Source organism: Ruegeria sp. BB10, from assembly GCF_056535725.1.
Window position 1 is genome coordinate 555032 of record NZ_JBQFIW010000001.1, and the last position, 18773, is coordinate 573804.

An 18773-nucleotide genomic window follows, 5' to 3' on the forward strand; every position below is an offset into this window, starting at 1 on the left:
GAAGGAACAGATACATATGGCGGGCAACAGCGGTGGCCCCTGGGGGGGCGGAGGCTCTTCTGGAGGCGGAGGAAATCGGGGTAATAATGGGGACGGACGCAAGCCTCCCGAAGGCGACGGCCCGCAGATTCCCGAGATCGATGAGCTGATGAAAAAAGGCCAAGAGCAACTGCGCGTCCTCATGGGCGGTCGCGGCGGCGGTGGCCGTAGCGGCGGTCAGGGAACGGGCGGCGGTGGTCCGGTTTTCACCAAAGGCACGATAGTGATTGGTTTGCTGGTTGCCGCGGGTCTGTGGGGAGCTGCAAGCTTCTACACGGTCAAACCGGAAGAACAGTCGGTTGAGTTGTTCTTGGGTGAATTTTCGGCCGTTGGAAATCCGGGTCTGAACTTTGCGCCTTGGCCGTTTGTGACCGCCGAGGTGATCCCGGTAACCCGTGAACAGAATGAAGACATGGGCGGTGCGCGCGGCAGTGACGATGGTCTGATGCTGACTGGCGACGAAAATGTGGTCGACATCGACTATCAGGTTGTCTGGAACATCAACGATCCGGCTAAATATCTGTTTAACCTGCGCGATCCGCGTCAGACGATTCGGGCCGTTTCTGAATCGGCGATGCGCGAGATCATCGCGCAGAGCGAGTTGGCGCCGATTCTGAACAGGGACCGGGGCATTATCGCGGACCGGTTGCAGGAATTGATTCAGCTGACAATGGACAGCTACGATTCTGGTGTGAACATCGTCCGCGTGAACTTTGACAAAGCGGACCCGCCGCAAGACGTGATCGCAGCGTTCCGTGATGTTCAGGCTGCGGCGCAAGAACGTGACCGCCTGCAAAACGTGGCCGACGCTTATGCGAACCGTGTTCTGGCTGAGGCCCGTGGTGAAGCCGCGCAGGTTCTGGAAGAGGCCGAAGCCTATCGCGCCCAGCAGATCAATGGCGCGCAGGGTGAGGCCAGCCGCTTTAGCGCGGTTCTGGAAGAATACTCCAAGGCACCTGATGTGACGCGCAAGCGTCTGTATCTGGAGCGCATGGAGCAGGTTCTGGGCGACGTAGACAAAATCATCCTCGACGAGAACTCGACAGGATCGGGGCAGGGCGTCGTGCCTTATCTTCCACTGAACGAGCTGCGCCGCAATCAGACTGAGGAGAGCAACTGATGCGTAAGTCACCTATTATCCTCATTCTGGTCGTGATTCTGGGCGTTATCGGCCTATCTTCGATTTTCATCGTGGACGAGCGTGAGCGCGCACTGGTTCTGCAATTTGGCCGGGTTGTCGCCGTTAAGGAAGAACCTGGTCTGGCGTTCAAGATTCCCGTCATTCAGGAAGTCGTGCGTTACGACGACCGTATCCTGTCCATCGACGTTCAGCCGTTGGAAGTAACGCCACTGGATGACCGTCGTTTGGTTGTTGATGCGTTTGCACGTTATCGGATTTCCGATCTGAACCGCTTCCGTCAGGCCGTCGGTGTTGGCGGTATCCCGGTCGCCGAGGATCGTCTGGATCGCATCTTGCGCGCCGAAACCCGCGAAGTGCTGGGTTCGGTTTCGTCCCGCGATATCCTGAGTTCCGACCGTGCCGCCTTGATGCTGCGCATCCGCAACAGCGCGATTGCCGAAGCGCAGGCGCTGGGCGTTAACGTCATCGACGTGCGCTTGAAAGCAACTGACCTGCCGCAAGCCAACCTTGAGGCCACCTTTGACCGGATGAAGGCCGAGCGTGAACGCGAGGCGACCGATGAACGCGCCCGTGGTAACGAGGCGGCCCAGCGAGTGCGCGCCCAGGCGGATCGTACTGTGGTTGAACTGGTGTCGGATGCTCGCCGTGAGGCCGAGATCATCCGCGGTGAAGCAGATGCCGAACGTAACGCGATCTTTGCCGAAGCCTACGGCGCGGACCCTGAGTTCTTTGAATTCTACCGCTCTTTGTCGGCCTATGAAAATGCGTTGGGCGGTAGCAACAGTTCGATGGTTCTGAGCCCGGACTCCGAGTTCTTCAATTACCTGAAGTCACCCACCGGGCAGGCTGGTCGGTAATGGGCCTGATCCTTCTGGCCTTCGGGCTGGTACTGATTGTCGAGGGGCTGGCCTATGCGCTGGCCCCTTCGCTTATTGAACGTATGCTTGAGGCGCTTCGGTCACTGCCTGAACAGGCCCGTCGTCTGGCCGGTCTGCTATGTGTTGTCAGCGGTCTGGTGTTGTTGTGGGGTGCATTTCAGCTCGGGTTTTGACACGTTGATTTCAATTGCCGGTGAATTCCCCGCGATCCCGAGTTGCGGGCTTGGGTAAACTGACTACATTGGTTTCCAAGAGGGGTTGCTATGCGGCACCCTTATGACGTTGTTCGACAAGGAGTTCCCAAGTGCAGGCACAAGCGCGCAGTATTTCCGTCCAAAGGGACGACAGTGTTGGTTTCATGCGGCTGATGTGGTTGGCCTTTGCGGGGATGTTGCTTGTTCTGGCCCAATCCGTCGCCGCGCAGGCGCGGAGCGAAAGCCTGGCGCCGCTGGCCGAAAAGATCAGCCCGGCAGTGGTGAACATCACCACATCGACCCTGATCGAAGGGCAAACTGGCCCGCAAGGGATCGTGCCCGAGGGCTCTCCGTTCGAGGATTTCTTTCGCGAATTTCAGGACCGAGATGGTGAAGAGGGCGACCGCCCACGCCGCAGCAATGCGCTGGGATCGGGTTTTGTGATTTCCGAGGACGGTTATATCGTCACCAACAACCACGTCATTGCGGAAGCTGATGAAATCCTTGTGGAATTCTTTCCAGGCGACGGCCAGCCCAAGAAAGAGTTGCCCGCCAAGGTGATTGGCACAGATGAAAAAACAGACATCGCGCTGCTCAAGGTCGAAGCCTCGGGCCCGCTGCAATATGTGCAATTCGGTGACAGCGACATTGCGCGTGTGGGGGATTGGGTGATTGCCATGGGTAACCCACTGGGACAGGGCTTTTCTGTTTCGGCTGGTATCGTGTCGGCCCGCAACCGGGCGCTGAGCGGTTCTTATGACGACTATATTCAGACGGACGCAGCCATTAACCGGGGGAACTCGGGCGGGCCGCTGTTTAATATGAACGGCGAGGTGATTGGCGTGAACACCGCGATCCTGTCGCCCAATGGCGGCTCCATCGGGATCGGGTTCTCGATGGCGTCCAACGTGGTCGTTAAGGTCGTCGACCAACTGCGCGAATTCGGTGAAACCCGCCGTGGCTGGCTGGGCGTGCGCATTCAAGACGTGACCGAGGACATGGCCGAGGCGATGGGGCTGGACAAACCCGGCGGCGCGCTGATCAGCGATGTACCGGACGGTCCGGCCAAAGATGCGGGCCTGCTTGCGGGTGACGTTATCCTCAGCTTTGACGGGGTCGAGGTCGAAGATACGCGCGGTCTGGTGCGTCAGGTGGGCGAGACTACGGTTGGCAAGTCGGTTCGTGTTGTGGTGCATCGCGACGGGGGCACTCAGACCGTTCTGGTCACGCTGGGCCGTCGTGAGGATGCGGAACGCGCGGATAGCGAGGAAGAGGAAACACCAGATGCCGCGCCTGAGGAAAACGCCGATATTCTGGGCCTGACGATTTCACCCCTGACAGATACGTTGCGCACCGATCTTGATTTGGATGCGGAGGCAGAAGGGCTGGTCGTGACTGCGGTGGACGAAGCGTCCGAAGCTTATTCCAAGGGGCTGCGCTCCGGCGATCTGATTACCGAAGCCGGTCAGCAGAAGGTCAGCTCGATTGAAGATCTAGAGGCCCGTATGGAAGAAGCGCGCGAGGCAGGCCGCAAGTCGTTGCTGTTGCTGGTACGCCGTGGCGGTGAACCGCGCTTTGTGGCGCTGAGCCTGGGCGAGTAACTGACACCTAAATAAACGAAAAGGCCGGGGTTATCGCTCCGGCTTTTTTGCGTTTTTGGGGGGCAGAAAAAAGGTGAGCCACACGCCGGGGAGGCGCATGGCTCTGATACAGGGAGAGGTCAGTGGACAGATATCGGGGATGATTCTCTGACCTCCTACGGTAACAACTAAGAGATTAAACTTGATGTTGTAAAAGGTCTGTGAAGCAGGTCACAGGGATCAGATCAGGTCGGATTCTGCCAGTTCGCGCAGGGCTTGGAAATCCTGAATCATCAACCCGCCACGCGAAGCTTCGACCACATTGTCGCGTTTCCAGGTCGAGATCGTCTTGGACACCGCCTCGCGCGTGGCGCCAACGAATTCGGCAAGTTCGCTTTGCGACAGGGTGATCCGGGTCGAAGGGTCATCCTGAAGTCCGGACAGGTGTAACAGCTTGCGGGCCAACCGGATTGGCATCGGCAGGAACACCTGCTCATTCAGCTGCGACCCCATCCAGCGCATGCGCAGACCAGCCAATCGGATCAAGTCGACCGCCAGATCGGGATGCTGGCGAATTTGCTCCATCACGTCCCCCTGCCGGACACGCAAAATGCGCGAGGATTCTGCCGCGGCGATGGTGGCTGTGCGAGGGCCGCTGTCGAACAGTGCAATCTCTCCAAACACTTCGCCAGGGCGCATAAGGGTCAGCGACAGCTTGCGGCCGCTCATGGCCAGAAAGGACACCTCAAGCGTACCTTCGAGAATGGCGTACAATGCGTCACCCTCGTCACCCTGTTCAAACAGGACGTCACCACGTTCCAGTGCGATTTCAGTCGCCTGGGCGGAAAGCATGGCTTTCAACCCGTCGGATGCCTCGGACAGGAAGCCGCTGTCTGGGAAAGCCGTCATGAGTTCCAGATTCTCCGGCTGTGAGTGTTTTGGTGGTGACACAACTTTCCACAGGTTCGGCGTTAAGCCAAGGATTTTGTCGGCTTCGGCCGACAAACCATCGCAAACGTATGAGGCGAACGCCTTCCCGACCGGTTCATCTACTGGTGGTCGGGGTCATCCATATAGCTTTGAAGCAGGTTGAATTGCAGCATCAGAAACACCATCAGCGCTATGGGAAAGCCGAATGTTTCGATCTTGACCCAAAGGTCGGTGGACATCGTCCGCCAGACAAATTCGTTAGCCACGGCCAGAACGGCGAAGCAACCGCACAGGCGTCTGGTCAGGATCATCCACCCCTCGTGGCGCATGGGCAGCATTTCGTCCAGAACATAGGCGAGGTAGGATTTGCCCTGCAGCAGACCGATGCCAAGCATGATTGAAAAGAAGCCGTAGACCAGCGTGGTTTTCATTTTGAAAAACCGCTCGTCATTGAACCAGGCGGTCAGGCCGCCAAAGAAGATGACCATGAATGCGGTGAAAATCTGTATCCGGCTGAGCTTACCAGTCAGGAACCAAAGAACCCCCATCGCGGCCAACATCAGCGGCACGAAAAGGATTGTGGCAATGATAAAACCGGAATACTCGATGCCGCCGATCAGGAAGCTGTCGTCGCGCAGGCGTAGGTAGATGAAGAAAAAAGCCAGTGGAGGCCCAAGCTCCAGCACTTGTTTCAGAAACGGGTTAATCTCTTTTTTGCCTGACATAGTGGTTTCCTGCTGCTTACCCGCCCATTTCAACTATTACGGCGCCAAGTGCAATCAATGCCATCAGCGCAATCCGCCTTGGCCCCACGGTTTCCTTCAACACCAGCCATCCGATCAGGGCCGCAAAGACGGTTGAGGTTTCACGTAGGACTGCCGCTTCGCCGACCTTGTCGAGCCTTGTGGCCAGCATGATGGCACCGAAAGACATCGGGGCGATAATGCCGCCTGCAAGGCCGCGCAGCATCAAGGGCCCAATGGTAGGCCGATTGATCATCGCGCGCCATCTCAGAAAGGCATAGATCGGCATGGTCGCACCGTCGATCATGAAGAACCAGGCCAGAAAGGTGAACGGATCGGCAGTGGCGCGGATGCCATAGGCGTCATAGGTGGTGTAAAGCGCCACGAACAAGCCGGTCGAAACGGCCAATACCAGCGCTATGCCCAGCGTGTCGCGGTTGGTTTCGAGAAACCGAAAGTTATAGGCGGCCAATCCAAAGATACCGGCCAGCAGAACAGCCACGCCGAACCACTGGGTACCGGTGAATGTTTCTCCGAACAGCAGGTAGGCACCGATGACGGTGAACAGGGGGCCTGTGCCGCGGACAACTGGGTAGACGACGGTGTAAGAGCCCTTGGTATAGGCCATCGCCTGCAGAACTTTGTAGGCGACATGGATCAGCCAGACGGTGGCAAAGATTGGCCACATATAGGGTTCAGGCCACGGTACTACAAAAAAAGCGAACGGGGCGGCCATCAGGCAATAGCTAGCGTCGATCGCACCGCGTGATAGCCATGGATCGTGGCGGCCTTTTTGCAGGGCGCCGAACACTGCGTGCAGAAAGGCGGCCATCAAAGCAAGCCCCAGGGCGAGTTGATGGCCTGCTTCCGTGCCTTCGAGAGAAATCAGCCAGTCGCTCAAGTGTCAGATCATTTCGCTGGGAGGGGGCGGGGATTTTCCATCCCCAGACCCCCAGAGAGTATTTGAGGCCAGATAAAGCTGCGGTTCAGGACTGATCCAGACCAGTGAGCGCGGCGGCGAATTCTTCGGGGTCGAAAGCAGCGAGGTCATCAATCTGCTCTCCGACGCCGATGGCGTGAATGGGCAGGCCGAACTTGTCAGCCAGTGCGACCAGAACGCCGCCCTTGGCCGTGCCGTCCAGTTTGGTCATCACCAGGCCCGAGACATCGGCTAGATTGCGGAAAGTTTCCACCTGGCTCAGCGCGTTTTGACCGGTGGTGGCGTCCAGCACCAGCAATGTGTTGTGCGGTGCGGTTTCGTCTTTCTTGCGGATAACACGGACGATCTTAGCCAGTTCTTCCATCAGGTCGGCGCGGTTTTGCAGCCGACCGGCGGTGTCGATCATCAGCAGGTCGGCTCCGTCCTCTTGCGCCTTGGTGAGCGCGTCGAAGGCAAGGCTGGCCGGATCGGACCCTTCAGGGGCGGTCAGGACGGGCACGCCCGCGCGTTCGCCCCAGACTTGCAGCTGTTCGACAGCGGCAGCGCGGAAGGTATCTCCTGCAGCGATCACGACCTTTTTGCCGGCAGCTTTGAACTGGCTGGCCAGTTTGCCGATCGTTGTGGTTTTACCTGAGCCGTTCACGCCGACGACCAGCACCACTTGCGGACGTTTGGCATAGATAGGCAGGGGTTTGGCGACTGGCTCCATTACGCGGGCCACTTCCTGCGCCAAAAGCTGTTTGATTTCCTGGGTCGAGAGTTTGCGACCAAAACGCCCTTCGGCCATGTTGGCGGTGACACGTAAGGCAGTATCTAAGCCCATATCCGAGGCGATCAGCAGCTCCTCGAGCTGTTCCAGCATGTCGTCGTCCAGCGTACGGCGCACGGCGGTTTTGGCCTCGCTGCGCCCGAACAATCGACCCAATACGCCTTTGGAAGGTGTCGCCTCGGGGGGCGGGGGGGCAGGTGTCGGATCAACAGGCGCGGGCTCGGGTACCTCAACCGGTTGCGGCGCTGGCGTAGGTTCGGGCACCTCTGGGACTGGTTGGGGAACTTCCGGCACAGGTTCCGGCTGCGGCTCGGGGTCCGGGATGATCGGGTCGGGTGCGACTGTTTCCTCGCCCCCATCTTCAACAATGGCCTCAAGCCCCTGTTCGAGGCGGGACGAGGATTTGAACAACTTGTCCTTGAGCTTTGAGAAAAACGCCATTTTTGGTCTCCGCAGGTGTTCCCCTCACCTAATGCGGATTTGCGGCAGTTGCAAAGGGTCAGAGGAACGCAAGTTGCAAAGGGTCAGAGGAACGCAATCAGCAGACCCGCCTGAGCACCCCAATAAAATGGCCAGACCAGATAAGGCGTGATCTTCAGGGCGGGGTGGCCCTTGGGCAGCAGGAACTTTTCGGTTGCCAAGATAAGATCCGAGGCAATGAAGGCCAGAGCTGCAGGCAAGGCCCATCTCAGTGCACCGGTTTTGGACAGGGTCAGTACGGCGACGCCCATCCCCAGAATGATCGGAATATAGCCCAGAACAGGACCTTTGAGGTCCCCGGCCCGTGGGGCCAACAGGGTGGCGGCGACAATGCCCAGAATGATAAGTGACCAGAAATATCCAGGCTGGTCGAAAATCAGGGCAAAATTGCTTGAAGGATGAGTGAGAAACAGGGCGATATATGCAAGGTGACCTGCGGCAAAGGCCCCAATCCCGGCCATGAAAGTGCTGTCAGTTTCGCGCGACAACAGTGCGTCGCCAATGGCGCACAATAAGAGGGCGACCACCAGAAGAAGCGGACCTGCACCCAACAAGGCAGTCACGGCCAGCAGTGCGACGGATGCAGTTTTCAACACGGATCGCAATGTGCTGGCCGGACGCGGCGACAGCGGTAGGTAGGCCAAAGCACAAGCAGCCGCGAGCCAGAACAGTACAGTTGTCATAGATACCTCTCCGTTTTCAGCAGCTTGTGACGGGTTGTTGATTCACCTCAACCGTGACGTTGAGGCAGGGATCCTGCGGAAATGGTGATTGGCGCCGGACAATTGCTTCTGACACAATGTGGCTATGCTCAGATATCTTGTGATTCTTCTTCTGCTGCCCGCGTATTCAGCGACGGCTCAATCAGCCCTGTCGGGTGCGGATTTTGACGACTACACGCGGGGGAAAACCCTGTTCTACGGTTTTCAGGGGCAGGTATATGGCGTTGAGCGGTACTTACCCAATCGCCGCGTCATCTGGTCGTTTCTGGATGGCGATTGCAAGCATGGCGTCTGGTACGAAAAGGATGCCCAGATCTGTTTCATCTACGAAGACCGTCTGGACCCACAATGCTGGGTGTTCACCCGATCAGGGGGTGGTCTGATCGCGCAATTCGAAGGCGACCCGGAAGAAACCGAGCTTTATGAGGCCGAGGATGTCGACGAAGAGATGATCTGCTATGGGCCGGATGTTGGAGTCTGAGATCGGCTCAGAACAATGAACCCTGATCTGGCGCGTCTTTTTTGGGCGTTTTTTTCGTAGCTGATCGTGGGGCAGCAGTTTGACCGGTGGTTAGCACGCCATCGGCGAACTCTATCTCAAGTGAGCCATGCTTTGCAGCCTGAGCTTTTGTCGTGACAACCTGATCCTCGGCGCGGACAACGGCATAACCCCGTTGCAACGTTGCCTTGTAGCTGAGCGTTTCGCGTAGGCGGTCGGTAGCGTCCAGCTGTTGTCGCATCCGGTCCAGACGCGTTGTTTGGGCGGCATTCATACGCTCAGCCAATCGGGTGATGGATTGGCGCTGTATCTCGATTTCACGCTGAATGGGACGCAAGGACAGGCGTGACGACAGATTTCGCACGGATTCTTGTCGGCTTGAAACAAGGTTGCGCAAGGTCGAAGGGCGCAAATGGGCGGAAAGTTTAACCACTTGTAGGCGGCGGTTCTGCACACCGCGCTCAAGCGCCGGGTTCAGGCGATCTGCAATCAAATCAAGCCGTTGGCGCGGGGTGTTCAACAGGCTGTCCGGTCGCGGTAGCGCACGCGATAGGTCGCGCAGGCGCTGCGACCGACGTTGGACCGCATCGGTTGCGGCACGCGACAGACGTGCGCCTTGTTCGCCGGTCCAGGCCAGCAGCTCTATCCGTACAGGTACGGCCAGTTCGGCGGCGGCGGTCGGGGTGGGCGCGCGACGGTCTGAGACGTAGTCAATCAGTGTCGTGTCCGTCTCGTGCCCCACGGCCGAGATCAGCGGGATATCTGATCCCGCAGCGGCGCGCGCCACGATTTCCTCATTAAAGCCCCACAGATCTTCGATCGATCCTCCGCCTCGGGCGACGATGATCAGGTCGGGGCGCGGCAGAGCCCCGCCGGGTGTTAATTTGTTGAACCCCTTGATCGCATTTGCAACTTCGGGGGCACAGTTCGACCCCTGCACGGCGACTGGCCAGATCAGAACCTTACGCGGGAACCGATCCCGCAGGCGGTGCAGTATGTCCCGGATCACCGCCCCTGAGGGAGAGGTCACAACACCGATGACCTGTGGCAGGTAGGGCAGCGGTTTTTTACGCTCGGGGGCAAACAGCCCTTCGGCCTCAAGCTGTTTCTTGCGTTTCTCCAGCAACGCCATCAGCGCGCCTTGCCCGGCAACGGCGACCTCATCGACGTTCAAGTTGTATTTCGACTGCGCGCCAAATGCGGTCAGTCGACCGGTGACCACAACCTCCAACCCTTCTTCGGGGACAACGGACAAGCCCGAGATCTGGCCTTTCCATGTGGTGCAGGCCAGCACATTCCGGTCATCCTTGATGTCGTAATAGAGATGACCCGAGCGCGCCTTGAACACGCGCCCGACCTCGCCGCGCACACGGATTCGACCGAACGTACCTTCTAGCGTGCGTTTCACCTCGCCCGAGATGTCCGAGACAGTGTATTCAGGGGTGTTTTGGCCGGGAATGGGGTCGTCAAGCAGGTCAGACATTTCAGCGCCTTGTGTCAAATGCCCGGCCAGCTTAGAACGCGCGCAAGGCGAGGCCAAGCAGATCGGAGAGCATTCATGAATATCCTCATTCTCGGCAGTGGTGGGCGGGAACACAGCCTGGCCTGGGCGGTGATGCAGAACCCCAAATGTGACCGTCTGATCGTGGCGCCGGGAAATGCCGGGATCGCGCAGATCGCGGATTGTGCCGCGCTGAATATTGAGAACGGTGGGGACGTCGTTAGTTTTGCTGAGGAAAACGCGATTGACTTCGTGATTGTAGGCCCCGAGGCACCCTTGGCTGCCGGCGTGGCGGATCGCCTGCGCGAAGCAGGCGTGCTGGTTTTTGGGCCTTCTGCGGCGGCAGCCCAGTTGGAGGCGTCGAAAAGTTTTACCAAGGAAATCTGCGATGCGTCGGGCGCACCGACCGCAGCCTATGCGCGGTTTACCGAGGCTGAACCAGCCAAAGCCTATATTCGCGAACAAGGGGCTCCGATTGTCGTCAAGGCCGATGGATTGGCCGCAGGCAAGGGCGTGATCGTGGCGATGGATGACCAAACCGCTCTGGACGCCATCGACGACATGTTCGGCGGTGCTTTTGGCGGGGCAGGGGCCGAGGTTGTCATCGAAGAGTTCATGGATGGAGAAGAGGCGTCACTGTTCGTGCTGTGCGATGGCGAGAACATCCTGTCCGTCGGCACCGCACAAGACCACAAGCGCGTGGGCGAGGGTGATACCGGACTGAATACTGGCGGTATGGGCGCCTATTCACCAGCACCGGTTCTGAGTGCTGAGATCGAAGAACGCGCGATGGAAGAGATTATCAAGCCCACCGTGGCCGAAATGAAGCGTCGTGGTATGCCGTTTCAGGGCGTCCTTTATGCCGGTCTGATGATCAAGGACGGTCAGCCTCGGTTGGTAGAATACAATGTGCGCTTTGGTGATCCCGAGTGTCAGGTTCTTATGATGCGCCTCGGTGCGCAGGCGATGGACCTGATGCATGCCGCTGCCGAGGGCCGGTTGGGCGAGGCGCGGGTGAACTGGGCGGATGATCATGCCCTGACCGTGGTGATGGCGGCGAACGGATATCCGGGTGCGTACGAAAAGGGCAGTGTGATCAATGGTCTGGAGGGCCTTCCCGAGGATAGCGGGAATATGGTGTTCCACGCCGGAACCAAGGCTTCGGAGGGTCAGATCGTGGCCTCTGGCGGTCGCGTACTGAATGTCACTGCCCGTGGAGGCACATTGCAAGAGGCACGGGACCGGGCCTATGCGGCGGTCGACGGGATTGACTGGCCTGATGGGTTCTACCGTCGCGACATTGGCTGGCGGGCGCTTTGATCCAAAACGCTCCCGCGTCCTGACGCTGCATCAAAGATGCACCGCCAAAGGCCTTGGGCCGGGCAGCCAGCTGGCGCGGGCTGCGGTCGGTTCTATTTTGGACAGGTCAGTGCCCCTTTCATTGCGGATGGGGTAAAGGGCAGCAGTTCACGTTTTTTCCAGCCATCATCGTAGTTGACGCTGACAATGCTGCTCCAGTCAGCGTTGACCACAATAATTTCACGGTTTCCTCCGCATTTGCGAATGCCACCGGTGATGAAGTCCTCTCCAATCTGGTGATTGGTCAGACCGGGTAGGGTTGCGATCTCGGTCAGTGCGCTGTTCTGAAATCGCCAAATGCGCAGGGTTTTGGCTAGATGCGGGCGGTCGATGTAAGCAATCTCGACTAGCCCGTCACCATCCAGATCTGCAGCGCCAATTGGAGCGAGCCAGCGAAAGCGGGTCCCAATGTGGGGCGTGGCTGCGATCTTTTCTCCGCGTGCATCATAGATTGCGAGTTGTGCACCGGCATGGACGTTGGACTCCACGACGATCACTTCGTTTGATCCATCTAGATTGATATCGACCAGACGGGGACTGAGGTCTTCAAAGACGCGATCAAGCGGCAACTTGATGGTCAGAACCGAGCGTTTGTATACCGGCTGGATGAAGAGCGTTTTAGTTGACGTATTCGAAACTTTGAGTTCAAGCGCGCCATATTCGATGTCGTCGCCCAGTACGCCATGGGCATAGCGTGTCGTTGGCTCAGTGAAGCGGGCGCTTGTGATGGTGTCTGCAGTTGCTGGTCCCATCCCCGTCAGCCACACACTCAACGACAGCACCGCGCCGCGTGCCCGATGTTGCCACAGACGGGCGGACAGACGCGGCGCTTTGGAAAGCATTAGATCTGCTTTTCGGGCATCTGTACCACCAGACCGTCCAACTCATCCGTGACCTTGATCTGGCAGGTCAGGCGCGAACGGGTCGGGTCGGGCTCATAGGCAAAATCCAGCATGTCTTCTTCCATGTCATCCTTGCCTGGGACTTTCTCGACCCAGTCGGGGTGGATGTAGACGTGGCAGGTCGAGCAGGCGCACGCGCCGCCGCAGTCGGCCTCGATGCCGGGGATGTTGTTGTCGCGGGCCCCTTCCATGACTGTCAGCCCGTTGGCGACCTCGACTGTATGTTCGGTACCGCCATGCTCGACATAGGTGATCTTTGCCATTGCGTGCGTCTTCCTTTTTCGGTTGTCGAATTCTTCCTTAGTGAAGGCGTTTAGGTCTTTCCAGTACCATTTGCGACTCAACACGCCGTGTCTGGACTTTCCTGCAGTTTGTTCTATTTTTGTTCTCATGCTTGTTGCCCCTGTTCATCCTGCGGTTTCAAACTGGAACTGGCCGCGCCCGCCGACCTGTTTGCCAGCCAACCGGCTGGACGACCCGCCCGAAGGCGCGCGCGTGGCTGTCGCCGGGCTGGTGATTCTGCGGCAGAGACCGGGGACAGCCAAGGGGGTGATCTTTGTCACGCTTGAGGATGAGACCGGTATCGTGAACGTGGTCGTCTGGCGGAAAATCTACGAACAATTCCGCCGCGCGGTGATTTCCGGGCGCCTGTTGCGGGTCACGGGCCGGATGCAGCGGGCGCATTCGGTGACCCATGTGATCGCGGAAGAGATCGAGGATATCTCATCAATGCTGGATGTATTGGTACGGGGGGAGGGTTAGGCCTCTAGCGACAAACAGATCCGCTGCGGCGGCGCGCTGTGTCAAAATGGAAATGCCCTTTGTGATAGCGGTCGGCGTCCGGACCCAGAACTGTGCCGAACAGACCGCAAGCACCTGCATGAAGCTCTCGCATGGCGTCGCTTGTATCTTCAGCTGTCCACCCGTCGCGTACCGTGATCACAGTGCCATCCATGAGTACGAAAGATGAGATATCAATCGCGCGACCGCGGGCGTGTTCCGACATTCGCGCGCGCGGCTGATTGTTCTGTGTCTTGCACGCATAATGGCCGGCCAGACGAATTCCTTTCAAACCGCCACCCTGATCCGCAAAGGTCGGTTTGGCCGTGTTCTCCAGCCAAGTCTTGAGCGTGATGGCGGTTTCGCAATCCATCAGCGCCAATTGGCTGAGAAAGACATCAGACACCACGCGGATACGCACGGGATCGGCAATGCCGCATCCCCTGTACTTTCCTCTAAAGGGTTTTCGGCTCTCGCCGAGAATGGTCCAGTCACCACACACCGCACCGCGATCGCGCATCCGTTCGCGGCCAACCTCGATCTGACGGAATTTGCAGGGTCGCAGTCGCGGTCTGGGGGATACAGTCAGTTCGCGCTTGGTGGGGGCTGCGGCGGCGTCTTCCTCCAACAGGACGTCCAATTCAGCGGACGGGTCATAGGCCACCAGTTCATGCGGTTGAGCCTGCGCAGGCTCCTCGCAATCTGGCGCGGCACTCGCCATACCTGCGCATAAAAAAAACAGAGGGGTTAAAACTCGCATAAAACAACTCGTTCATTTTCCGGCCCGACCAATGGTCGCCTGATCAGCCTCAAAGCAGGTGTCGCGGCGTGGACCAGTCTGGGCTTTGCAAAATCCTTTTCCTATTCAAAGCCAGAGTATAGCAGGGATTTCTCATCGCTTGAACAAATTGCTCTGTGCTGGCTTTCCCTTGTTGCCTCAGCGCATGTCGAAATGCTGTGCGCATTTGGTGCCCAATTTGAACGCAGAGATGTTGAGGATATCTCGCGGAGCTGGATGTGATGGTGCGGGCGGGGGGATAGGTCTGCAATGCGGACTTAGCAAACCTTCGAACTCAGTCGAAATAACTTCTCGAGCAGAGTTGTGCTATGGTGCCTTCAATTATGGAGGAAAAATTGTTTCGCTATGTTTTGCCGGCAGCTCTCATTCTGGGAGCCCAGTCCTAGCTCAGGATGCAATAAATCCGTCAGGCCTTTCAGGCCCTTCCGGTCGACCTTATTCACCTTACGCCGAACGTGCGTATCCAACTCAAGTCTATTTTGGTGACACTCACGTTCACACTGGTCTTTCCGGGGATGCTGGTGGGGCGGTACGCGCCTCATGCCTCATGATGCCTATCGGTTTGCGCGTGGCGAAGAAGTTGTGTCGAACACGGGGCAACCTGTAAAGTTGTCGAGGCCTCTCGATTTCTTTATGATTACAGATCATTCGGATGCTATGGGTGCGATTACCGATATAATCGGAGGTGCTCCCAACATCTTGGCAGATGAGCAAGGCAGATATTTCCATGAAGAATTCAATAAGGAGGAAGCCGCTCTAGCGGCTGCGCTTGAGCTTACAGCCGCGTTTGCGCAAGGACAGGTTTCCCCTGCGCTGAACTATCAACCAGGCAACCCTGCGTATGCCCGTGTTTGGGGCGAAATTATCGATGCCGCGGAAGAGTACAATGATCCGGGCGTGTTCAGCACCTTTATCGCCTATGAATGGACATCTCTCGTCGCAGGGAACAATTTGCACCGAAATGTGATCTTTCGCGATGGCCCTGAGCTCACAAGACAGATACTGCCTTATACAACAACGCCACCTGTGGGCTCACCTAACCCTCGTGATCTTTGGAAGTGGTTGGAGAACTATGAGCAAACGATAGGCGGGCGTGTTCTTGCTATTCCACATAATGGGAACTTGTCTAACGGCTGGATGTTCCCGTTAGTCGATGACTTCGCGGATGGGGTGCCGTTAGATCCCGCATACGCAGAAGCGCGAAACAAATGGGAAAGACTATACGAACCAACGCAGATTAAGGGAGATGGTGAGGCCCACCCGTTCCTATCACCTGACGATGAATTTGCTGACTTCGAAACATGGGATTACGGCAATCTGGATGCTTCGGTTCCGAAAGAGCCAGCAATGTTGCCCGGTGAATACGCTCGATCCGGGTTACTTCGAGGCTTATCTTTGGAAAAGGCTTTGGGAGTAAACCCGTTCAAGTTTGGCCAGGTGGGGCCAGTGACACACACAGGTTTAACGGCTCCAGATAACGACAATTTCTTCGGGAAGTTCACCGGTTACGAGCCCAGCGAAGAGCGCAGCCAACATGTCAGTAAGACCTATGCTGACGGGACTGTTGCGCTGCTTTCGTCGCAATACATTACTGGTGGTTTGACAGCTGTGTGGGCGCAGGAGAATTCCCGAGAAGCCATTTGGGATGCGATGCATCGGCGTGAAACCTACGCAACTACAGGGCCCAGAATGCGCGTCCGTATGTTCGGAGGATATTCTTTTACCGAAGAAGATGCCCTACGGCGCGACCTGGCGCTTGTGGGATACAGCAAAGGGTGCCGATGGGTGGTGATCTTTACCCCGGTGAAGGCGCACCTTCCTTTCTAGTATATGCGCTTCGTGATCCGATGGGAGCAAACCTGGATCAGATCCAGATCATAAAGGGCTGGTTAGATGCAGATGGAGAGCAACGGGAAAAAGTCTACGACGTGGCCTGGTCTGGTTCCCGCGAACCAGATGCCGCTGGCAAGTTGCCGTCAGTAGGCACCACAGTGGACCTTTCTATCCCCTCGTGGACCAACACAATTGGAGCCTCTGAGCTGGGAACTGTGTGGCAGGACCCAGATTTCGATCCTCGGAAAGCGCATTTTATTATGCCCGGGTTATGGAAATTCCGACCCCTCGCTGGACGGCGTATGATGCAGTGAAATTCGGAATAGACATGCCGGATGGCGTCCCTATGACAGCACAGGAACGCGCCTATACTTCGCCTATTTGGTACTCTCCACAATAGTAGTTCGATTCACGGTGTCGGTCCGCTATGGGCTCACAGCTGACACTGGATCGATGTGATTTATCGCTTGAACAAGGTCTCTTGCGCCTGCTTGTCACGATTATCTCCACGCAATTCGGCATGCAGTGCGCGACCGGCTTGGACGCCGGGTCGGGCACTGACCGTCTCCAGCCAGCGGGTAAAGTGCGGCTTGTCCTTTAACACCTGCTGCTGGCCTTCCCATAGGCTGGCCCAGCCCCAGATTGACATGTCGGCAATGGAATAGAAGTCGCCCGCGACATATTCGTTGTCGGCCAGCCGTCGATCCAGCACGCCGTATAAACGCCCGACCTCGGTGCGGTAGCGGTCTTTTGCATAGGGCAGGTCCTGCGGTGGGTCCATATAGGGTGCGTATTTCAGGAAGTGATGCGCCTGACCGGCCATCGGGCCAACGCCGCCCATCTGCCACATCAGCCATTCTTCGACCGCGATCCGGTCACGCTCGGTATTGCCATAAAACCGCCCGGTCTTGCGAGCCAGATACATCAGGATTGCCCCGCTTTCGAACACGGAAACCGGCGCGCCGTCGGGCCCGTCAGGGTCAAAGATTGCAGGCATACGGTTGTTGGGCGAAATCTTCAGGAACTCGGGGTCGAACTGATCGCCCTTGCCGATGTTGATCAGATGCGTGGAATAGGGCAACTCCATCTCTTCTAACGCGATGGATACCTTCCACCCGTTGGGGGTAGGCCAAAAATACAGATCAATCGGGTCCGCCATGTGCCCTCCTTTTGTTGAATGGATCATGCGGGTTTCTGACGGGGCGGCAAGGGCCGATTACGCAACCGTGACCGGGGGAACGCCGGGCTTGACGGCAAACCGCCCGAAGCGTATTGCCTCTCGCAGAGCTACGTGGCGATTTGTTACCGGATTGCGGGCCACGCTAAACAACACCGCTAAAAGGTCAGGATGAAAGGCCCCTTTCGCTTGACCGCGTCTGGGGTTTTTTTGATGCCTTTGCCGGGCAAAGGTCGAGAGGAATGACATGAGCGAAAGCTGGAACAAACGCACTCAAGCCGTCCATGGCGGCATCCGCCGCAGCCAATACAATGAGGTTAGCGAGGCGATCTTTCTGACCCAGGGGTTCGTCTATGAGAATGCCGAACAGGCCGAGGCCCGTTTTCTGGAATGTGGCCCGGATGAGTTCATCTATGCCCGCTATGGCAACCCCACCGTGTCGATGTTTGAGCAGCGTATCGCGGCGCTTGAGGGGGGCGAGGATGCTTTCGCCACAGCTTCGGGCATGGCGGCTGTCAATGGCGCGCTGACCTCGATGCTGAAGGCAGGCGACCACATCGTTTCGGCTAAGGCGCTGTTCGGCTCATGCTTGTATATTGTCGAGAATATCCTGACCCGGTTTGGTGTAGATGTAACTTTTGTAGACGGCACCAATCTGGACGAATGGAAAGCAGCGATCCGGCCCGACACAAAGGCTGTGTTCTTTGAATCCATGTCGAACCCAACGCTTGAGGTGATCGACATCTCGGCCGTAGCCGAACTGGCCCATGCAGTTGGTGCGATGGTGGTCGTGGACAATGTGTTCTCGACCCCAGTGTTTTCGCGTGCGATCGAGCAGGGCGCGGATGTTGTGGTCTATTCGGCGACCAAACATATCGACGGGCAGGGGCGTGCGCTGGGCGGCGTAATCATCGGCACCAAGGACTTCATCCGCGGCACCGTTGAGCCTTATCTGAAGCACACCGGTGGGGCGCTGAGCCCGTTTAACGCCTGGATCATGCTGAAAGGTCTGGAAACGATGACCCTGCGGGTCAATGCTCAGGCTGAGACGGCCCAGATCGTGGCTGAGGCACTGGAGGGTCACGCCGCGTTGGAACGCACATTGTATCCGGGGCTAAAGACGCATCCGCAGAATGCGCTGGTTCAATCACAGTTGGGCGGTAAGGGCGGCACCGTTCTGTCGCTGGACATCAAGGGCGGAAAGGAGGCTGCGTTTGCGTTCCTCAACGCGATGACGATTCCGGTGATTTCGAACAACCTGGGCGACGCCAAATCGATTGCGACCCATCCAGCGACCACGACCCACCAACGGCTGAGCGATGAGCAGAAAGACGAGTTGGGCATTACTCCCGGCCTGATCCGCCTGTCCATCGGTCTGGAGGATGCGGGCGACCTGCTTGCCGATATTAAGCGCGCTTTGGACGTTTCTCAGCGCTAACTACGCTCTATATCCTGTTATGCCTTGGGTGAAACTGCGTAAACGCGGCGTAACTCCCGCGATGTTTGC

Annotated in this window: 18 protein-coding genes, 1 pseudogene and 1 riboswitch; of the genes and pseudogenes, 9 read left to right on the forward strand and 10 right to left on the reverse strand. The window is 57.7% G+C overall.

Annotation, left to right across the window (positions count from 1 at the left end):
- Nucleotides 1-16: 16 nt before the first annotated feature.
- From hflK to ACR3EP_RS02900, 4 genes are all read left to right on the forward strand, one after another.
- Nucleotides 17-1159, forward strand: coding sequence for an FtsH protease activity modulator HflK (gene hflK / locus ACR3EP_RS02885; protein ID WP_480636236.1), 1143 nt, complete (start codon nucleotides 17-19; stop codon nucleotides 1157-1159).
- Entirely contained in the window at nucleotides 1159-2037 is an 879-nt protein-coding gene (gene hflC, locus ACR3EP_RS02890) for a protease modulator HflC (RefSeq protein ID WP_480636238.1), read from the forward strand. The genes hflK and hflC overlap by 1 nt, the downstream gene beginning before the upstream one ends.
- On the forward strand, nucleotides 2037-2231 hold the full coding sequence (locus ACR3EP_RS02895; RefSeq protein ID WP_170348296.1) for a DUF2065 domain-containing protein: 195 nt from the start codon (nucleotides 2037-2039) through the stop codon (nucleotides 2229-2231). Before hflC ends, ACR3EP_RS02895 begins: the two co-directional genes overlap by 1 nt.
- 185 nt (nucleotides 2232-2416) lie before the next feature.
- Nucleotides 2417-3853: a DegQ family serine endoprotease gene (locus tag ACR3EP_RS02900; protein ID WP_480638990.1), complete on the forward strand. Its 1437-nt coding sequence runs from the start codon at nucleotides 2417-2419 to the stop codon at nucleotides 3851-3853.
- Nucleotides 3854-4072: 219 nt separating this feature from the next.
- On the opposite strand, the gene ACR3EP_RS02905 is transcribed toward ACR3EP_RS02900, so the two are convergent.
- The 5 genes from ACR3EP_RS02905 to ACR3EP_RS02925 form a co-directional block, all read right to left on the reverse strand.
- Nucleotides 4073-4741, reverse strand: coding sequence for a Crp/Fnr family transcriptional regulator (locus tag ACR3EP_RS02905; protein ID WP_170348298.1), 669 nt, complete (start codon nucleotides 4739-4741; stop codon nucleotides 4073-4075).
- A gap of 140 nt (nucleotides 4742-4881) precedes the next feature.
- Nucleotides 4882-5487, reverse strand: a complete 606-nt coding sequence (locus ACR3EP_RS02910) for an inner membrane-spanning protein YciB (protein WP_170357834.1) — start codon at nucleotides 5485-5487, stop codon at nucleotides 4882-4884.
- Between the two features lie 16 nt (nucleotides 5488-5503).
- Nucleotides 5504-6406, reverse strand: a complete 903-nt coding sequence (locus ACR3EP_RS02915; protein WP_170348300.1) for an EamA family transporter — start codon at nucleotides 6404-6406, stop codon at nucleotides 5504-5506.
- An 85-nt stretch (nucleotides 6407-6491) separates the two neighbouring features.
- A complete protein-coding gene (ftsY, locus tag ACR3EP_RS02920; RefSeq protein ID WP_480636240.1) occupies nucleotides 6492-7655 on the reverse strand; it encodes a signal recognition particle-docking protein FtsY in 1164 nt (387 codons plus the stop codon).
- 83 nt (nucleotides 7656-7738) lie between these two features.
- Nucleotides 7739-8377: a lysoplasmalogenase gene (locus ACR3EP_RS02925; protein ID WP_480636242.1), complete on the reverse strand. Its 639-nt coding sequence runs from the start codon at nucleotides 8375-8377 to the stop codon at nucleotides 7739-7741.
- A 124-nt stretch (nucleotides 8378-8501) separates the two neighbouring features.
- Between ACR3EP_RS02925 and ACR3EP_RS02930 the strand changes: the two genes are divergently transcribed.
- Nucleotides 8502-8897, forward strand: coding sequence for a hypothetical protein (locus tag ACR3EP_RS02930; RefSeq protein WP_170348303.1), 396 nt, complete (start codon nucleotides 8502-8504; stop codon nucleotides 8895-8897).
- Nucleotides 8898-8904: 7 nt separating this feature from the next.
- Here ACR3EP_RS02930 and xseA read toward each other — a convergent pair whose 3' ends face one another.
- Complete coding sequence (gene xseA, locus ACR3EP_RS02935; protein WP_480636243.1) at nucleotides 8905-10398, reverse strand: exodeoxyribonuclease VII large subunit; 1494 nt, start codon at nucleotides 10396-10398, stop codon at nucleotides 8905-8907.
- 75 nt (nucleotides 10399-10473) lie between these two features.
- Between xseA and purD the strand changes: the two genes are divergently transcribed.
- Nucleotides 10474-11736, forward strand: a complete 1263-nt coding sequence (gene purD / locus ACR3EP_RS02940; protein ID WP_170548250.1) for a phosphoribosylamine--glycine ligase — start codon at nucleotides 10474-10476, stop codon at nucleotides 11734-11736.
- Between the two features lie 92 nt (nucleotides 11737-11828).
- Here the strand turns inward: purD and ACR3EP_RS02945 are convergent, their stop codons facing one another.
- Entirely contained in the window at nucleotides 11829-12617 is a 789-nt protein-coding gene (locus tag ACR3EP_RS02945) for an FG-GAP repeat domain-containing protein (protein ID WP_480636245.1), read from the reverse strand.
- Entirely contained in the window at nucleotides 12617-12940 is a 324-nt protein-coding gene (locus tag ACR3EP_RS02950) for a 2Fe-2S iron-sulfur cluster-binding protein (protein ID WP_170348307.1), read from the reverse strand. The genes ACR3EP_RS02945 and ACR3EP_RS02950 overlap by 1 nt, the downstream gene beginning before the upstream one ends.
- A gap of 127 nt (nucleotides 12941-13067) precedes the next feature.
- On the opposite strand from ACR3EP_RS02950, the gene ACR3EP_RS02955 reads away from it, so the two are divergent.
- Nucleotides 13068-13439: an OB-fold nucleic acid binding domain-containing protein gene (locus tag ACR3EP_RS02955; protein WP_480636247.1), complete on the forward strand. Its 372-nt coding sequence runs from the start codon at nucleotides 13068-13070 to the stop codon at nucleotides 13437-13439.
- A 4-nt stretch (nucleotides 13440-13443) separates the two neighbouring features.
- On the opposite strand, the gene ACR3EP_RS02960 is transcribed toward ACR3EP_RS02955, so the two are convergent.
- Nucleotides 13444-14178, reverse strand: a complete 735-nt coding sequence (locus ACR3EP_RS02960; RefSeq protein WP_480636249.1) for an extensin-like domain-containing protein — start codon at nucleotides 14176-14178, stop codon at nucleotides 13444-13446.
- Nucleotides 14179-14796: 618 nt separating this feature from the next.
- Between ACR3EP_RS02960 and ACR3EP_RS02965 the strand changes: the two are divergent.
- Nucleotides 14797-16489, forward strand: a pseudogene (locus ACR3EP_RS02965) (DUF3604 domain-containing protein).
- Nucleotides 16490-16549: 60 nt separating this feature from the next.
- Here the strand turns inward: ACR3EP_RS02965 and ACR3EP_RS02970 are convergent.
- Complete coding sequence (locus ACR3EP_RS02970) at nucleotides 16550-17248, reverse strand: glutathione S-transferase N-terminal domain-containing protein (protein WP_480636251.1); 699 nt, start codon at nucleotides 17246-17248, stop codon at nucleotides 16550-16552.
- 122 nt (nucleotides 17249-17370) lie between these two features.
- Nucleotides 17371-17448, forward strand: a riboswitch (SAM riboswitch).
- A gap of 65 nt (nucleotides 17449-17513) precedes the next feature.
- On the opposite strand from ACR3EP_RS02970, the gene metZ reads away from it, so the two are divergent.
- Nucleotides 17514-18704 (forward strand): O-succinylhomoserine sulfhydrylase, encoded by a 1191-nt coding sequence (gene metZ / locus ACR3EP_RS02975; RefSeq protein WP_480636253.1) that lies wholly within the window; start codon nucleotides 17514-17516, stop codon nucleotides 18702-18704.
- The last annotated feature ends 69 nt before the right edge of the window (nucleotides 18705-18773 follow it).

What these genes read in the sequence shown, in the direction of transcription:
- ACR3EP_RS02905 (WP_170348298.1), bottom strand. Translation starts at nt 4,741, where the DNA reads ATGACGGCTTTCCCAGACAGCGGCTTCCTGTCCGAGGCATCCGACGGG.
- ACR3EP_RS02970 (WP_480636251.1), bottom strand. Translation starts at nt 17,248, where the DNA reads ATGGCGGACCCGATTGATCTGTATTTTTGGCCTACCCCCAACGGGTGG.
- ACR3EP_RS02960 (WP_480636249.1), bottom strand. Translation starts at nt 14,178, where the DNA reads ATGGCGAGTGCCGCGCCAGATTGCGAGGAGCCTGCGCAGGCTCAACCG.
- ACR3EP_RS02930 (WP_170348303.1), top strand. Translation starts at nt 8,502, where the DNA reads ATGCTCAGATATCTTGTGATTCTTCTTCTGCTGCCCGCGTATTCAGCG.
- ACR3EP_RS02910 (WP_170357834.1), bottom strand. Translation starts at nt 5,487, where the DNA reads ATGTCAGGCAAAAAAGAGATTAACCCGTTTCTGAAACAAGTGCTGGAG.
- hflK (WP_480636236.1), top strand. Translation starts at nt 17, where the DNA reads ATGGCGGGCAACAGCGGTGGCCCCTGGGGGGGCGGAGGCTCTTCTGGA.
- ftsY (WP_480636240.1), bottom strand. Translation starts at nt 7,655, where the DNA reads ATGGCGTTTTTCTCAAAGCTCAAGGACAAGTTGTTCAAATCCTCGTCC.
- ACR3EP_RS02900 (WP_480638990.1), top strand. Translation starts at nt 2,417, where the DNA reads ATGCGGCTGATGTGGTTGGCCTTTGCGGGGATGTTGCTTGTTCTGGCC.
- ACR3EP_RS02950 (WP_170348307.1), bottom strand. Translation starts at nt 12,940, where the DNA reads ATGGCAAAGATCACCTATGTCGAGCATGGCGGTACCGAACATACAGTC.
- ACR3EP_RS02895 (WP_170348296.1), top strand. Translation starts at nt 2,037, where the DNA reads ATGGGCCTGATCCTTCTGGCCTTCGGGCTGGTACTGATTGTCGAGGGG.
- ACR3EP_RS02945 (WP_480636245.1), bottom strand. Translation starts at nt 12,617, where the DNA reads ATGCTTTCCAAAGCGCCGCGTCTGTCCGCCCGTCTGTGGCAACATCGG.
- hflC (WP_480636238.1), top strand. Translation starts at nt 1,159, where the DNA reads ATGCGTAAGTCACCTATTATCCTCATTCTGGTCGTGATTCTGGGCGTT.
- metZ (WP_480636253.1), top strand. Translation starts at nt 17,514, where the DNA reads ATGAGCGAAAGCTGGAACAAACGCACTCAAGCCGTCCATGGCGGCATC.
- xseA (WP_480636243.1), bottom strand. Translation starts at nt 10,398, where the DNA reads ATGTCTGACCTGCTTGACGACCCCATTCCCGGCCAAAACACCCCTGAA.
- purD (WP_170548250.1), top strand. Translation starts at nt 10,474, where the DNA reads ATGAATATCCTCATTCTCGGCAGTGGTGGGCGGGAACACAGCCTGGCC.
- ACR3EP_RS02955 (WP_480636247.1), top strand. Translation starts at nt 13,068, where the DNA reads ATGCTTGTTGCCCCTGTTCATCCTGCGGTTTCAAACTGGAACTGGCCG.
- ACR3EP_RS02925 (WP_480636242.1), bottom strand. Translation starts at nt 8,377, where the DNA reads ATGACAACTGTACTGTTCTGGCTCGCGGCTGCTTGTGCTTTGGCCTAC.